The sequence below is a fragment of the Grimontia sp. SpTr1 genome, assembly GCF_947387585.1.
GTDB classification, from domain to species: domain Bacteria; phylum Pseudomonadota; class Gammaproteobacteria; order Enterobacterales; family Vibrionaceae; genus Enterovibrio; species Enterovibrio indicus.
The window spans coordinates 56,754-72,151 of sequence record NZ_CANDOD010000004.1; the positions used below are offsets into that span (position 1 = coordinate 56,754).

11 protein-coding genes are annotated in these 15,398 nt (G+C 48.6%); 6 read left to right on the plus strand and 5 right to left on the minus strand.

The window, feature by feature from the left end; all coding sequences use genetic code 11:
- Positions 1-640 precede the first annotated feature (640 nt).
- From QL223_RS08825 to QL223_RS08850, 6 genes are all read left to right on the plus strand, one after another.
- Complete coding sequence (locus QL223_RS08825; protein ID WP_002542587.1) at positions 641-1,849, plus strand: AAA family ATPase; 1,209 nt, start codon at positions 641-643, stop codon at positions 1,847-1,849.
- A 3-nt stretch (positions 1,850-1,852) separates the two neighbouring features.
- Complete coding sequence (locus QL223_RS08830) at positions 1,853-2,821, plus strand: ParB/RepB/Spo0J family partition protein (RefSeq protein WP_281544515.1); 969 nt, start codon at positions 1,853-1,855, stop codon at positions 2,819-2,821.
- Positions 2,822-2,954: 133 nt separating this feature from the next.
- The gene (locus QL223_RS08835; RefSeq protein WP_281544516.1) at positions 2,955-5,000 is read left to right on the plus strand and encodes a GNAT family N-acetyltransferase; all 2,046 of its coding nucleotides are present in this window, start codon (positions 2,955-2,957) and stop codon (positions 4,998-5,000) included.
- A 9-nt stretch (positions 5,001-5,009) separates the two neighbouring features.
- Entirely contained in the window at positions 5,010-5,762 is a 753-nt protein-coding gene (locus QL223_RS08840) for a phosphatase (RefSeq protein ID WP_281544517.1), read from the plus strand.
- 186 nt (positions 5,763-5,948) lie between these two features.
- Positions 5,949-6,332 (plus strand): PilZ domain-containing protein, encoded by a 384-nt coding sequence (locus tag QL223_RS08845; RefSeq protein ID WP_046308208.1) that lies wholly within the window; start codon positions 5,949-5,951, stop codon positions 6,330-6,332.
- 285 nt (positions 6,333-6,617) lie between these two features.
- Positions 6,618-8,282 (plus strand): FapA family protein, encoded by a 1,665-nt coding sequence (locus tag QL223_RS08850; protein ID WP_002542592.1) that lies wholly within the window; start codon positions 6,618-6,620, stop codon positions 8,280-8,282.
- Positions 8,283-8,670: 388 nt separating this feature from the next.
- On the opposite strand, the gene QL223_RS08855 is transcribed toward QL223_RS08850, so the two are convergent.
- From QL223_RS08855 to QL223_RS08875, 5 genes are read right to left on the minus strand one after another with little or no spacing between them, the layout of a single operon-like run.
- Positions 8,671-10,788 (minus strand): type I secretion system permease/ATPase, encoded by a 2,118-nt coding sequence (locus QL223_RS08855; RefSeq protein ID WP_002542593.1) that lies wholly within the window; start codon positions 10,786-10,788, stop codon positions 8,671-8,673.
- The gene (locus tag QL223_RS08860; protein ID WP_239644015.1) at positions 10,781-12,718 is read right to left on the minus strand and encodes an EAL domain-containing protein; all 1,938 of its coding nucleotides are present in this window, start codon (positions 12,716-12,718) and stop codon (positions 10,781-10,783) included. Before QL223_RS08860 ends, QL223_RS08855 begins: the two co-directional genes overlap by 8 nt.
- Positions 12,719-13,387: a transglutaminase-like cysteine peptidase gene (locus QL223_RS08865; RefSeq protein WP_039850648.1), complete on the minus strand. Its 669-nt coding sequence runs from the start codon at positions 13,385-13,387 to the stop codon at positions 12,719-12,721.
- Between the two features lie 16 nt (positions 13,388-13,403).
- A complete protein-coding gene (locus QL223_RS08870) occupies positions 13,404-13,997 on the minus strand; it encodes an OmpA family protein (RefSeq protein ID WP_002542596.1) in 594 nt (197 codons plus the stop codon).
- Positions 13,998-14,000: 3 nt separating this feature from the next.
- The gene (locus tag QL223_RS08875; RefSeq protein ID WP_039850649.1) at positions 14,001-15,320 is read right to left on the minus strand and encodes a TolC family outer membrane protein; all 1,320 of its coding nucleotides are present in this window, start codon (positions 15,318-15,320) and stop codon (positions 14,001-14,003) included.
- Between the last annotated feature and the right edge of the window lie 78 nt (positions 15,321-15,398).

Below are 15,398 nucleotides of genomic sequence, written 5' to 3' on the forward strand. Positions count from 1 at the left end.
CCAGTATTGAAAAGGCATCAGCCGTAATTTGGCGCCACGTTGTCATCGTTCCGGTACTTCAACTTGATGATCAATATGCTGACTGTTACTTGATCATCTTTTCGGAAAATGACGATCCGATCGCCCAACTCTTTGGCGAATTATTCCTCTGATTTTCACCTTGATCATTTTTCCTATTCAGTACTCTGCGATTGAAAGCATGATCAAGGATGAGCAGAGAATTTACATCATTCCAATAACGTTTCCATCTTCAACTTGATCATGCTTCCGAAACGATGATCAAGAAGAGATGCAATAGCGTGACTCTGTCGACCAGAATCAGGTATTCAATCTGAAATCAGCGAACACTTATGTTGAAATAACATCGACCGTAAATTAGACGTATCTTTTCAGCGTTCCGGTGCTTTTAGCTTATTATTGCTTTTTAATTCAGGTTTACATTGTAAAAGGGTGACACTGTAACACTTTAAATCTGAGTGTTTAGACCTGTCATAAGTCACAATTTATTTGTGCGATTTTTCATCATCTTGACATAAAGTGAGCAAGATCTTAATTATTTTGCAGTATGTTCAGCTATTTATTGTGCGTGATGTATTTTGCTGTACAATTTGTTTAATTCTCTTTTATGGCGAAAAGAAAAATGAATAGGGAAAAGACAATAGAAAACCTGCAAACTATTGCAGAGCAAACAAAGCAGGTTCAAGCGGACCGTATTGAAATCGTGATGGAGGAACGTCACGATCAACTGTTTCCACCTATGTCAAAAGCATTGATGGAAACACGTTCAGGTTTGACACGTCGTAAATTGGATGAAGCCATTGGCCGTATGGAAGAGTCTGGCCATCAGTTCACTAAAAACAATGCGAACCACTACTCCATCACACTGGATGAAGCTCATCAGATCATGGAAGCCGCGAAAATCCCTGCTTTCCATGAAGGCAAAGGTGCTGGCTACAAACCTTGGGTCATCAATATTCAAAACCAGAAGGGTGGTACCGGTAAGTCAATGAGTGCCGTTCATATGGCTGCTTGCATGGCACTGAACCTTGAAAAACGCTACCGCATCTGTCTGATTGACTTGGATCCACAGGGTTCGCTTCGTCTTTTCCTGAACCCTCAGATCAGCATTACTGAGCAGGAAGGTATCTATTCTGCTGTGGATGTGATGTTAGATAACACGCCACAGACACCTGACAAAGAGTTCATGATGAAGAACGTACTGCTTCCTACGCAGTACCCAAATCTGAAGACGATTGCTGCGTTCCCTGAAGATGCTATGTTCAACGCTGAAGCGTGGCAGAGCCTGGCGACCAATGGCTCGCTGGACATTGTTCAGTTGCTGAAAGAGAAAGTGATCGATGTGATTGCCGATGAGTTTGACGTCATCATGATTGATACGGGTCCACATATCGACCCACTGGTCTGGAATGCCATGTATGCTTCAAATGCGCTGCTGATCCCTTGTGCAGCAAAGCGTCTGGACTGGGCTTCTACCGTTAACTTCTTCCAGCATTTGCCAACCGTGTACGAAATGTTCCCAGAGGATTGGCCGGGTCTTGAGTTTGTACGCCTGGTGCCTACTATGTTTGAAGATGACAACAAGAAGCAGGTCTCGGTGCTGACAGAAATGAACTATCTGCTTGGTGATCAGGTTATGATGGCGACGATTCCACGTAGCCGAGCATTTGAAACCTGTGCCGATACTTACAGCACAGTATTTGATCTCACTGCCCAAGACTTTGAGGGTGGTAAAAAGACCCTATCAACGGCGCAGGAAGCGGTTCATCGTGCCGGGCTGGAGCTGGAGCGGGTGCTTCACAGCCATTGGTCGCAGCGAAACCAGGAGTGATAAATGGCTATTAAAACGTCAGAACTGAATGCGCGTCTGTTTGGTAAAGCGGATAAACGTCGCGCTACCTCGGCTCAGGAAGCGCAAAAAGCCGCTTCTGATAAAGCAGCGGTGATTGAACTTTCTGTTGCCGGTGAAGCCACTGTGGAATTTGAACTGGTGCGTGTGGCAGCAGCGGATGTCGCTAACCGCACATCCGTGTTCTCGGAAAACGCTCGTGAGCAATCTTTCCTCAATGAACTCGCCCTACAAGATATTCTCACCACGCTGAAAGATCGTGGTCAGCAATATCCTGCTGTCGGTCGTTGGCTGGAAGGCGATAAGATTGAAGTACTGGACGGTAGCCGCCGTCGAATGTCCTGTATTCTCGCCAAGCAAGACTTCCTGATTTATGTCGCTAAAGGCATCAACAGCAAGCATGCGAAATTCCTGTCGGATGTGGCCAATGCGCACAAACCGCTGTCGCTTTATGAGCGTGGTAAAGAGATGCAGGCCATGCTGGATCGCGGTGATGTGCTTGATCAGAAAGAGTTAGCGAAGGTTTGTCAGTGCAGTGAAGCGCTGGTCAGTGGCGCATTGAAAGCCGCAGCGCTTCCTTTATCACTGCTACAAGCTTACCCAAGTGTCGCTGAACTGGGCCGCCCTACCATCGTTAAGCTGCACAAGCTTTACTTCTCTTTGACGGATGAAGAAAAAGCGGCGTTGGATGCCAAATTTGAAGGTACGCCGGTTTGGCAAACCGTTGAAGCGACGGGGGTGAGCCGTATTACCCGCGAGGTGACCTTGGTTTTGGAGCAATGGTGCGACTCGCTGAAACCAAAAGCGACGAAACCTGAAGCGCCGGCAATTGATTTGATCAAAGGCCGCGCAAGCTACCGCCGAAAAGGTGATGCGATTTCAATTAATCTGAAAAAGCTTAATGATGAAGACGCTGATGCCATTCTGGCGTTTATCAAGTCCCGTCTTGCGTAATTTGATAACGACACTAAAACGCGCCTCTCGGCGCGTTTTTTTTCTTCGATTTAGAGCAACCACATTTTAACTCTCTCTCCGCTATCGTATTTCCGTTATCATTGATGGGTATTCATTGATAAACGAAAAGATTGTGACCACTGATCCTCTTCAATTACTGCAGATACTTAAAGACAAGGCAAAATCAGGCTTTGCCAGATTTCCGGTTTTCCTCTCGGGAGACGAAACGTTCTTAAAGGAAATGCTTTCTGCCTGTGACTTAGATTCGGTGATAAGTGATGAATTGAAGGGGGTAGATGCCTTTCCCTGGAGCAAAGCCAAGCAGCTGTTAGGGCAGGAAACCGGGACTCTTGCTCTCGATCTTCGGCAAGGTTTGGACGTCGACAAGCTTTGTGCTGCCGCAGGATGCGTGCGAGGTGGTGCTTTATTGCTTTTGATCGTGGACGAAGAAAGCGCAATTCGTAGCCGTTTTTATCAACGTTTTCTCCGTTTTGGGGCGCACCCTTCTGCTGCGTTTCTCCGTCAGCACGGCGGATCATCGTTGCCAACGATGGATGTTGCTATCGAGAAGTGCGAAGGGATTGATCAGGAAACAAGGACGACAAAATCGCAGCAAACGGCAATTGAGGCCATAGAGAAGGTATTGAAAGGACATCGCCGTCGCCCAGCGGTTTTGGTGGCTGACCGTGGACGGGGTAAATCATCGGCAATGGGTATCGCTGCCTCTGAAGTGATGAGTCAGGCCAAAAAACAAGTCGTCGTGACTTCTCCAACCTTTTCGAATGTTGAAACTCTATTTTCGCATGCAGCGGAAAGAGGAGGGCTGGCTAAGAAGGGAAGGTTTTCACTTGTGTCAGACAACGGTAGCGAACTTTCCTTTATCGCGCCTGATGCCTTGCTTCGAGATAAGCCGCCATGCGACCTTCTTTTGGTTGATGAAGCCGCCGCGATTCCCCTTCCGATGTTGTCGAAAATTTTGAAAGGATTTAGCCGAGTTGTCTTTTCTTCGACGGAACATGGTTATGAAGGTACCGGCCGTGCGTTCAGCACCCGCTTTAGAAATATGCTAAATGACGAGGCTAAAGGGTGGCGTGAAGTCTGTCTTACAGAGCCGGTCCGCTGGGCTGAGAATGACCCTCTTGAGTTGTGGCTGTTCAGCGCATTTTTGTTTGATGCAGAGCCTTTATTGCCTAATACATCGGAGCAGGCTGTCACCATCAGACCTCTTGATGCGGATAACCTTGCCAATGATGAAAACACGTTAAAACAGCTGTTCTCTTTATTGGTGACTGCTCATTACCAAACCTCACCCAATGATTTGGTTCAGCTGCTTGATGGCCAAGACCAGCATATGATTGGCGCATACTGTGGCAACATTTTAGTCGGGGCGCTACTGGCATCAAAAGAAGGGGGCTTTGAGCGTGATTTGGCACAAGCTGTCCTCAATGGCAAACGCCGTCTCAAAGGTCATCTCCTTGCACAAAGTCTTTCTACTCACACCGGGAATGTAGAGGTGCTGACAAGCGCCCTTCTTCGCATTGTTCGTATTGCCGTGTTACCGGAGTTCAGGAATAGGGGTATTGGCAGGCAGTTGATCTGCGAGTTAGAGGAAACGGCAGCCAGAGAAAACATCCAGATCGTTGGCACCAGTTTTGGCGCCAACCATGGACTTTGGCATTTCTGGTCTTCATTGGGGTATCAGCCTTTGCGGTTGGGTGTACAAAGAGATGCTGCGAGCGGTACCTACTCGCTTCAAATGGCAAAGCCAATTCAACACAAACCTGATTGGTTCGTTGGCATTCAGCACTTGTTCTATCTCAACCTGAGTTATCAGATGGCTGAACAGTTTTCGGACATGGATACGGTGTTGATCCCTGCTTTGCTATCAGGCGCAGATGTCGTCGCGACGCCTTCAGAAACTGCACTTCACCAGGTTCGTCTTTTTGCACAGGGTAATCTGGGATACGATTTAGTCACGGGAAGTTTATGGCAATGGTTCATGCATCGGCTTGCCTCTAAGCCTGCAGAGAATAAACCTGACGAAATGCGTTCACTGATGATTGCACGCCTTCTCCAACGACAGTCTTGGGCTGATGTCGCAGAAGAGTTCGGCTTTCGTGGACGCAAAGATACAGAATCAGCAATGCGTGATTGGACTCGTCAGCAGTTGGCACAATAAGGACATACAATGAAACTCGTCGTTGATACCCACACCCATACTCTTGCTAGCGGGCATGCCTACAGCACCATTTTAGAGAATGCTGCACACGCCAAGGCGGTAGGTTTAAGCCATCTTTGTGTGACGGACCATGCCAGCTCTATGCCTGGCGCGCCACATCACTGGCATTTTGTTAATCAAAGGGTGATCCCTGATCACCTTAACAATGTGCGTATTCTTCGTGGCGTAGAAGCCAACATTATGAATGCCGATGGCGAATTAGATATGCCGACTTATGTTTATGCTGGGATGGAGTGGGTTAATGCCAGCTTGCATGAGGCGGTTTTTCGGGCTCAATCTAAAGAGGCGCATACCCAAGCAATGATTCGCGCGATGGAAACTCAGTTAATTGATGCCATTGCACACCCGGGAAATCCAAATTATCCCATTGATGCAGAGGCTGTGGTTGATGCTGCCGTTCAACATGGTGTGGCTATCGAGCTAAACAATTCCTCTTTGAATGGCTCGCGTAAAGGCAGTGAACCGTTCTGCCTTACTATTGCTGAACTTGCAAAGGAGAAAGGGGCTTATGCCTCGACGGGATCAGATGCGCATTTCGCCTTAGACATTGGTAACCTTTCCAGCGTACAGAGAATCATTGAACAAGTCGGTCTTTCAGAAGAGCAAGTCATCACGTCAAAAGCAGAACGTTTCGAGACATTCCAACGTCGTCGATTTGCAATCAGGCAAAGACGTGTCGAAGAACTCTCTCAGAGAGCATAAATTTACACTGTAAATGAACGTGAAATTTCTCAGAGGTTTGGATAAGATTTATCTAACATTCAATACATTCAATGTATTGAATAGCAAATATACTTTGTACTCTGCTGCAGAGAAACTCAGTGCTTTACCATTAGTTGGCCGCTGAGCACAAAAGAGGGAAGAGGCTGATGTCGGGGAGGCAGTGTAATGAACGATTATGAAAAACTCTGCGATACCCTGATTGAAAAATCAGGGGGAGAAGGTGAGTGCAAACGCTTCCAGGAAAGAATCGAACTTGGTGGCGGCGGTATTCACGCCCGCTTGTATGTTACGTCCCACCCCTTGGATGAACATGATGAAGAAGATTTTGGTCATCCCGTCGTTATTCGGGATATCAGTCGTAGTGGAATGGGATTGTTGACCCAGGAAAGTGTCGATATTGATGCCAATTACTTTTTGAAAGTTGTTGATATTCCTTCACTAAAAGGCACTCTGGTCTATTGTAACGATGAATCTGATGGTAAGTTTCGTTATGGTTTCAGCTTAGATGAATGGTTATCAGATGAAGAGCATCAGAAGCTATCTCCTTAGCATTCTGGATCGTTAACTTCCTGATTTAAAAGCACACTGAACCAGTGTGCTTTTTTTGTACTTCACAACGTAGGATTAAACTTTAATGAGAGGAGGGCAGAATAGCCAAAACTCTCTATAATTCATTTATATGACACAGGTATCTTAATTGAGTCAATCGTCATTAGTTTAATGAGATCTGATTCTAACTTGAGTGTTGTGGTGTTTCTTTTGAAGTGTTTCATCTAGGTAGAATACGAGTGTGATATTCGTTCGTAGTTTTAGTGTATTTATTTAGGGGATTACATGCTGCAACAGCTTTTGCGGCTGTCTAACGATGGTCGCAGGGTCTACATGACTGTAGTACCTAAGGCAGACCAAGACGCGCCCCAAATCGAAAAAAAGCATATCGTTGATTGGCTTATCCAACATAAAGTGGCCAGTTTCTTCCGCTTTGAGCAAACCATCGAAGCGGTGCTGGTCAAGATTAACGCTTCCACCGACGAGTGGAAGGGGGAGCCAGACGATGTCGTTGTTGCTGAACGTCGTGATGCGACGGTCAGCGCACGCTTTGACGATGAAAAAATGACGGCATTCCTGCGCGTCAATGGCGCGTGTGGTGGTAACCCCATCAAAGGCAATGATCTCCTTGCCGCGCTGAAAGCGTCCCAAATTGTGCGTGGTGTAAAGAAACAAACCCTACAAAAATTGCTCACCGCTTCGGCCCGTCTCAAGCCGGGCGAGTACCTCGAAGTGCCGATTGCCAACGGCAAATGGCCAATTCCCGGTGACGACTCCAAGCTTGCATATCTGGTTCAAGACAGCAAATCCCGCGTGCTCCGCCCTCAAGAGCGAGAAGATGGCACCGTTGATATGCGTGACTTGGGTAAGATGATCACGGTTCAAGAAGGGCAACCGCTCGCCAAGCGCATTCCACCGACAAAGGGGATTGAAGGTTTCCGTGTTACGGGCGAAGTCCTTCCGACCACGCCAGGTAATGATGTACCACTAAAGCTCTACCCAGGCAGTAAATTCAGCAGCAATGATGAAAATGTGATTGTAGCTGAAGTCGCAGGTTTACCGCTTTTGCACCCTGACGGTGTGGAAGTGGACAATGCCCTGTGTATGAAGTCGGTGACCGTCGCGACGGGCCACGTGGACTTTGAAGGCAGTGTCGTCATTAACGGTGATGTGAATGCAGGCATGAAGGTCAACGCGACGGGGTCAATTACTGTCGGTGGTGTGGTGGAATCTGCAACGCTAACGGCGGGTGGAGATATCATCATTCACAATGGTATTTTGGGCCGACAGGTTCAATCCGAACAAGAGATCACCACCAGCTTGCAAGCCAAAGGCTCGATAGTGGCCAAGTTCGCTCAGTACGCCCGTATAGAAGCCAGAGGTGATATCAATATCAGCCAGCATGCGATGCATTGCCGCACATTTACAGAGAGCAATCTTGTCGTCTGTGATGCCAATAAACGGACGGGAACCTTAACGGGCGGTACGCATGTGGCCCAGTGTGGCGTGAAGGTGCTTACGCTTGGGGCAGCCTCCGGTGTCCATACCAATGTTCATGCCTTTACAGGCCTCAGTGATTTAATGGCAGACACGCTACACCTCTCTAAAGAGCTGGATCACGAGCATGAGCAGTTGATGAAGGTGAAAGACGCAGAGATGAAACTGCTTCAGCAACCGGCAAACAAGCGTCCTGAAGAACTTATTGAGCGTTTGGCGTGGACTAAAACGCATCACTTTGAACGCATTGCGGAAATCAAAGCTAAGATGGAAAACAGCTCCTCTGAGCTCAGTACCTTGTACCGCCGCTATGTGATTGAAGTGTATAAAAACTGCTTCCCAGGGGTTTATTGTCAGATTGGGGACACATCCGCCAACTTGGTGAACGAGTATGGCGCCTGTAAATTTGTCACGAATGGCAAAGAAGTCACGATTGAAAAATCTTCTTCCTGATGTGTATACCTAAACTTTAGGGGCTGTTGACCTTTGGTGATGATTTTTTGCAACAGTTTGTGGGGGTTTTATGCAAGGCAGAAGCTTCGATGTGTAGCTAGCCTACATGAGACGCTGATAACGCAGCAGAAATTCCCCACAAACGCTGCCCGAAGGGTTCGACTGCGCGTCCCGTACTCTAAGCGTTTTATGCTTTGTTGAGGTGTATTTGCTTAGAATGACTAGGCGGCACACACCTCGCCGCGCCTAAAACGCTTATAGCGAGAACAAAATTTAACCACCAAAGATCAACAGCCCCTAGTTACCGTCATTTACACTGTAAAATGTCAGACACAAAAAAAAGCACCGATATCGGTGCTTTTTTATTGTCTAGCAGGGACGGTTTTTATCATCCAACCTTCTGAATTTTTCCGTCTTTTAAAGCCTGCAATACGGCCAGTTTCGGGCCATCTGCCACTATGCTTCCCTGTTCGACCACAATGATACGGTCAACGACATCCAGCATACCAGTTTTGTGTGTGTTGATGATCAGTGTTTCGTCGCGGCGAAGTGACGACATTTGCTGCTTGATGTATTGCTCAGAGCGGTTGTCCATAGCACTGGTCGGTTCATCCATTAAAAGCACAGGAGGACGACCCAACATGGCGCGGGCGATAGCAATAGATTGGCGTTGACCGCCGGAAAGCTGATTGCCTCCTTCGCCCACCTGACGTTCAAGGCCTGCAGGATCTCGCTGCGTAAAGGTGGTGACGCCAGAACGGTTGGCGGCGTCAAGAATGTCTCTGTCGTCTGCCAATGGACGTCCTAGAGTAATGTTGTCACGGATAGAGCCAAAGAACAGTATAGGGTCCTGCGGGACACAGCCTATATTACGGCGTATGTCGATATTGTGGATTTGGCTGATGTCTGTCTCATCGATACGTACTGAACCCGCTGTAGGGCGATACAGGCCCATTAACAGGCGACTGAGTGTCGTCTTGCCTGAACCGATACGTCCGATAATAGCCACCTTCTCTCCGGGAAGGATAGTGAAGGAAATATCACGGAGTGCGGCCACTTCTGAATTGGGGTAGTTGAAGTTCACGCGGTCGAATTCAATCTTGCCACGGATAATAGGGCGGTGAATGTAGCGTTTCCCCTCTTCCTGTTCGGAAGGCATATCCATCAACTGGCTGATGATTTCCATGGCGGACTTGGCTTGATTGTAGCGCGTGGATAGCAAGGACAGTTGAACCATTGGACCAACGGCACGGGAACTCAACATGGTTGCCGCAATCAATCCACCCATGGTCAGGTCACCCGCAGAGATAAGGTACACACCAAACACTATCATCGAGACATTGACGAACTGTTGAATAAAGCCCGCGGCGTTTTGAACCGAGTCAGTCAGGCGGCGGGTTTTGATCCCCCAGTTTGCCATGTGTGCCACAGCTTCTTCCCAGCGATATTGGAACTGACTCTCAGCGCCAAATAGCTTGATGGTTTCCAAGCCCGCCAGACTTTCAATCAGGTTGGCGTTCTTTTGGGAAGACAGGCGAGAGCCCTCTTCAATGGTGTGGCGTAATGGCTTTTGGATGATAGCGGCGTGGATCATCAAAATCAGCACAGCTGCGATGGGCACAATAACCAGAGGCCCAGCCACAATCCAGATGATAAACAGGAAGAAGAACGCAAAGGGTAAATCAATCAAGGCCGAGACAGAAGCAGAGGTAAAGAAATCCCGTATGGATTCGAACTCCTGCATATGGCGAGCAAAGGCACCGACAGAAGGCGGGCGTGCCTCCATGCGAATACCCATGACTTTCTCAAAGATTCTGGAAGAGATCAGTAAGTCCGATTTTTTCCCTGAGATATCGATGAAGTAACTTCGCAGCATCTTGAGCACAAGATCGAACAGGAAGATGACGAAGACCCCGGTGGCAAGAACCCAAAGTGAGTCAAACGCCAAATTGGGCACAATTTTGTCGTAGACGATGCGCGAAAAGAGTGGGGTGGCGATAGCAAAAGCGTTGATGAAAATGGAGGCTATCAGCACATCACGATAAATCGAGCGGGACTCCCAAAGGGTGCTCCAGAACCAGTGGCCCTGACGCTCTTTAAGAATTTCGGGAGATCGCTCGTCGTAGCGGAACTGTTTTTTCAGCAAGAAAACACGCCCAAGGTAATCCTCTTCCAGTTCGCTGATAGGGCGAACGGCAGGCGTGGTGTCGGTGAGCGGTTCAACCACTTCCGCTTCACCGGTTTCATGATTGATGCTTTGAAGCACACATGCTTGATTGTCCTTGAGTAACAAAACACAAGGACACAGCATCGGCGACAAATCTTTGAGCGCCTGGCGGCTTTCTTTGGCATCGATCCCCGCCCGCTCCGCAGCTCGGGGAAACAGGAAGGGGGAGAGGTATCCGTCAGAAATCGGCAAGCCGGACACTAACGCATCCGGCGAGTTTGATTGACCGAAGTATCGGCTGACGTAAACCAAAGATTGCAGCAGGGGGTCTTTAACCATGATTCTCTGATTTCTTCTCGAATATAAAGCCCTGGAAACCATTCACGAACAGCTCAGACAGTTTATTGAGCTGGGCTTCCGTTTCTACGCGCGTGGCGATGGTTGTGATATTCAGGTTGTGTGCCGTACGACATATTGAAGCTAGCACATGGCTTTGCGACTCGTCGTCGAGATTACTGGTGTAAGCAAAATCAATCTTCACGTATGAAGGTTTGAATTTATTCAGGTAATCCAGCGACTGGAAGTTTCGGCCATAGTTGTCCACACCGAACCCGAAGTTGAAGCGGTGCGCCGCCTCGGTCAGCAGGCTGACGTGATCCGGGAAGCGTACAAACACACTTTCCGGAATTTCGAAGAACAGGCGCCCCGCCATGTTGCGGTGCTTCTGCATCGTCGTAGTCAGCCAGCGAATGAAGGAAGCATTGGTGACACTGTTCTGGGTCAGGTTGATTGCGACCGGACCAAGGTTCGGGTCATCACCCAAACGATCAATCATGTGACTCACCACGTAGCGGTCGAATGACTCACCCAGTTCCAGTTGCTCAACAGCACCAAGGAAGTGCGCAGCGCCATAGTAGTCTTCACCTTTCTCAATTGCGGAGAAGACTTCCTGGTGAATAACTGTCTGATCACTGGATGAGGCTGACTGGAACTTGAACTTGAACCAGTCGTGCGCCATGGCATCAAGGATAAGTGATTTCCACTGCTGTTTACCCATCGAAGCATCATTCGCCGTTTGGTCAATCATAGAGATTGGGTGATTCGGCGTATTGCGTGCTTGAGTCAGGGCGTTATCTGCCTGCGCCAGCAAAACACTCGCATCGCGGTTATCTGAGCTGTTAACCGCGAGGCCGATAGCCACTTTCGGTGGAGTAATCCCCATTGGGTCATGCTGCATATCGTTCACGATAGCCATGATACTTTCACCGATAATTTGCAGATCTTCACCTGTGCTGTTCGGTGCCAGAATCACAAATTCGTCTTTCGAGATACGCGACGCAGTGCAGTCAGCATCGGTCAGGGTGGTGTTCAGCTTCTTGGCAAACTGACCAACAATGGTGTCACCTTGGGCAAAACCCTGATTGCGGTAGGTATCTGTGATCAGGTCAACTTTCACCATCACCAGACCACCGACGGCTGATTCTGCCAGCCAAGATTTAAGCTGGCCAACGAAGAAGCTACGGTTACCCAAACCAGAAACAGTATCACGGTAAGCGTGCTCACGCAGGCGGTCGGCTTCTTTGGCTTGTTGCTCAAAATACGCTTCGAGCTGGCTGCTCATTTGGTTTATGGCGCGAACCACGGTTTTCAGCTCGCGAGTCGGTGGCAATGGTATCGGTTCGCCAAACTTATTACGGGCAATTTCTTTTGCACGTTTGGTGATGGTATCAAGTGGTCGCAGTGAACGGCTGAGCTGTATGGCGATAATAAGCATCGCAATAACAAACAAAATACCTATCCATACACCCAGTTGAATGGTGGAACGCCACATTTCCTTGTAAGCGTAACCCGGGTGTGAAACCACGGTGACTTCTGCAAGCTGTAACCAGCCGCTGGTAAAGGTGCGTTCTTCCGTAATAACAGGGAAGAGTTCCAGGTTGGTATACCAGTCTGGCACGCCTTCTACATGTATCGGATATTCGCGGATAATTTCGCTGCCATCGGAGAGCATTTTCAGACGGACTTCCTGATAAAAACCGCCATCGAACAGTGCATTGATCACCGATTCCACAGCGACTTTATCGTCGTCTTCAAGATAAGGCGCGAGGGCGAGGCCCATCGAGTTAATGGTGTTATTTACCTCAGCCGATTGCTGAGTCAGCAGAAAATTACGAGTGGTGTTTAGCTCAATACCTGTCACTGCCAGAATCAGCAGGAAGAATATCGCCAACATCCATGTAAACAATTGCCGGTATAAAGTCATAGACATTTACCCATCATAGTTTTTGATCGGTCTGTTCAGCTTTACAGACCCCATGCGCGCCCGGAGATCGTTCCACAATCCCAGTCGCGATGATTTGCCTGCAAGCTCACCTTTACCACGTTCTTTCATGAGCCATAGCCTGCTACCGTTGAAGCTGTATACAGGAAGTAGGTCTCGTCGTTTTGAGGCCTTTTTAATTTCTGGGTCGATATTATCCAGTAGGACAGGCTCGGAGGAAGCAGTTGGGTAATAGGCAACAACCATATGGAATTGATTGAGTTTGATGGCTTTAACGTAAACAAGACGAAGCTTTTTATCGTCAATGCCGAGCTCTCTGAGCGTGAAGTATTTCGCGATACTGAAATCTTCACAGTCCCCTGCCGCGCTGCCAAGAAACTCCAATGGTGTCGCCCAATAGTCCTTCTTTCCCCACAAATCGATATCATTCACAAAATAGAGCTGGTTGAAGAAGTTATTCACTGCTTCAAGCTTTTGCGTTTCTGAAAGATCGGCAGACTGCGCGACAACATCACGCCATGCCGCGACTCGTTTTCCCGCTCTTTCGCCGTAAAATGACGCTACTTTGTTGATCCACTGACTGTCAGTATCACTCAGTGCGAATGTTACGATAGATGGCAACAGGAACATGAGGAGTAAGGTCGCCCGTTTTCGCATCAGGCAACCTCAGCCACTATTGTCCCCGCTGGGTAAAGATGGTCCATGCTTCCTTTATTTCCCCTTTAAATCCTTTCACGCGACCTACAACACGTCGATTCACAAGCTGTGTGGTTTCTGTGCTGTCGGCCAGCATGAGATCGCCTTCACCCAGGCCTACAATGGTGAGACGATCGACTGGAACGCCTCTTTCTATGAGCTGTGCTTGAACTGCTTTGGCACGTTGGACAGACAAGCCCCTGTTGTAGTCGTCAGACCCTGGAGAACTTGTATGTCCTTGAAGTTCTAGAAAGGTTTCGGGATAAAGCTTAAGGAATCCAGCCATTTTGTCCAGTGCTTCACGGTAAGCGGGTTCTACAATTGCAGAGTCGTTTGCAAACTGAATTCTTAATGAGTTGTCACTTTCAAGCAAAAGGTAGTTCGGGCACCCATCGTTATCGATGATTGCCACGTCTGGCGTGTTGTCACATAAATCGCGCGCGTTGATCACACCGTCACTATCATCGTCCAATAAATCGGCGCGTTGTTCAGCAAGAGGAGGTTGGTCAGCGGAAAGTGAGCAGCCGCCAATGGCAAGGAGAATGCTGCTGAATAGCAATACGTGTTTCATGGATTAACCTTCTTTGTCTATCACAGGTTCAAGCCATTCCTCCGGTACATCGACACGCAGCGCATCCAGCAGGGTGCCCATACTGTTGAGTACACGGTATTTGGCCGTAATGTTCGCGTAGTGCGCATCGAGATATGATCGCCTTGCCTCAAACAGTTCATTTTCAGTATTGAGCAGGTCCAGTAAGGTTCTGCGGCCAATTTTGAATTGCTTTTCGTAGGCGATAACGGTTTCAGACGCCGCATCTACGTGTTGTGCAAGATATTTCTTTTGTTGCTCGGTTAGCTGGTACGCGCTCCAGGCCAAGCGTGTACCCTCTCCCAAAAGTCGCGAGGCGTTGTCGAAAATGTCCTTCGACTTGTTCAATTGATACGCGCTGCGACGCATGTTGGCGGCATCGGTGCCACCGTTATATAGGTTGAATCGAACCCGCAGCATGGCGCTGAGCTCGTTCACTTCGTCTTCGACACCACCTGCTTCTTCACTCCAGCTCTGGCTGGCCTCGAAAGTAAACGATGGGTACATGTTGCCTTTGTTTTGTCGATACTGGGCACGTGCCGCATCGATGTCATAGGTCGCCAGTTTGACTACCGGATTGTTGGCAAAAGCCACTTCTAACGCTTCTGCTTGTGACTGGGGTAGATAGAGAGCATCTACCTCTGGGTCGACAGGGTCTTTGATGTCGACGCCGACAATTCTCAGGAATTCGGTTTGCGCGTCATCCATATTACTTCTGGCAGCCAGCATATTAGTGATAGAACGTGCAACACGTGCCTGAACCTGTGACAGGTCAGCAGTGGAACCAATGCCCGATTCTGCGCGCCGCTGAATGTCTGCCAGCATCTTTTCATGGACTTCGACATTGGCTTCAGACAATGAGAGAAGCTGTTTGGCAAGCAGCACAGCCACATAGGCTTCCGTCACTGCCAGCGACTTATCCTGCGCATCGGAGAGCAATTGATAGCGCTGCGCTTCCGCCTCAAACTCAGTGCGGTCGATGTTATCTCCGGTCTGTCCATCCCAGATGAGTTGGGTCAGGCTGATACTGGCGTCGCGACGGTTGAAGTCCATGTCACCACTGGCTTGGGTGGATGAGTTATCAATACGCTCATAACCTACGCCTGCATTGAGGTTGATGTCTGGCAGGTAGTCACCCGTGGCCGCATCAATGCCTTCCCTGTTACTCATGAAGTCATTAAATGCACTTTTCAGCTCTGGATCGGTGGCGATAGTGGTCGCGACGGCTTGTTCCACAGACATGGACCACGCAGGCGCACACAGTGAGCTGATGGCAGAAGCGATCAAAAGCTTTTTCCAGTTCAAAACACATCCCCCTATAAAGGCAGCATTTAGCGCAAATTATTGTTATGTCACAGCCTCTTTTTATGGGCTGGTTTTTTA

Coding starts and splice junctions, on each gene's coding strand:
- QL223_RS08825 (WP_002542587.1), top strand. CDS start 641: ATGAATAGGGAAAAGACAATAGAAAACCTGCAAACTATTGCAGAGCAA.
- QL223_RS08830 (WP_281544515.1), top strand. CDS start 1,853: ATGGCTATTAAAACGTCAGAACTGAATGCGCGTCTGTTTGGTAAAGCG.
- QL223_RS08840 (WP_281544517.1), top strand. CDS start 5,010: ATGAAACTCGTCGTTGATACCCACACCCATACTCTTGCTAGCGGGCAT.
- QL223_RS08845 (WP_046308208.1), top strand. CDS start 5,949: ATGAACGATTATGAAAAACTCTGCGATACCCTGATTGAAAAATCAGGG.
- QL223_RS08850 (WP_002542592.1), top strand. CDS start 6,618: ATGCTGCAACAGCTTTTGCGGCTGTCTAACGATGGTCGCAGGGTCTAC.
- QL223_RS08855 (WP_002542593.1), bottom strand. CDS start 10,788: ATGGTTAAAGACCCCCTGCTGCAATCTTTGGTTTACGTCAGCCGATAC.
- QL223_RS08860 (WP_239644015.1), bottom strand. CDS start 12,718: ATGTCTATGACTTTATACCGGCAATTGTTTACATGGATGTTGGCGATA.
- QL223_RS08865 (WP_039850648.1), bottom strand. CDS start 13,387: ATGCGAAAACGGGCGACCTTACTCCTCATGTTCCTGTTGCCATCTATC.
- QL223_RS08870 (WP_002542596.1), bottom strand. CDS start 13,997: ATGAAACACGTATTGCTATTCAGCAGCATTCTCCTTGCCATTGGCGGC.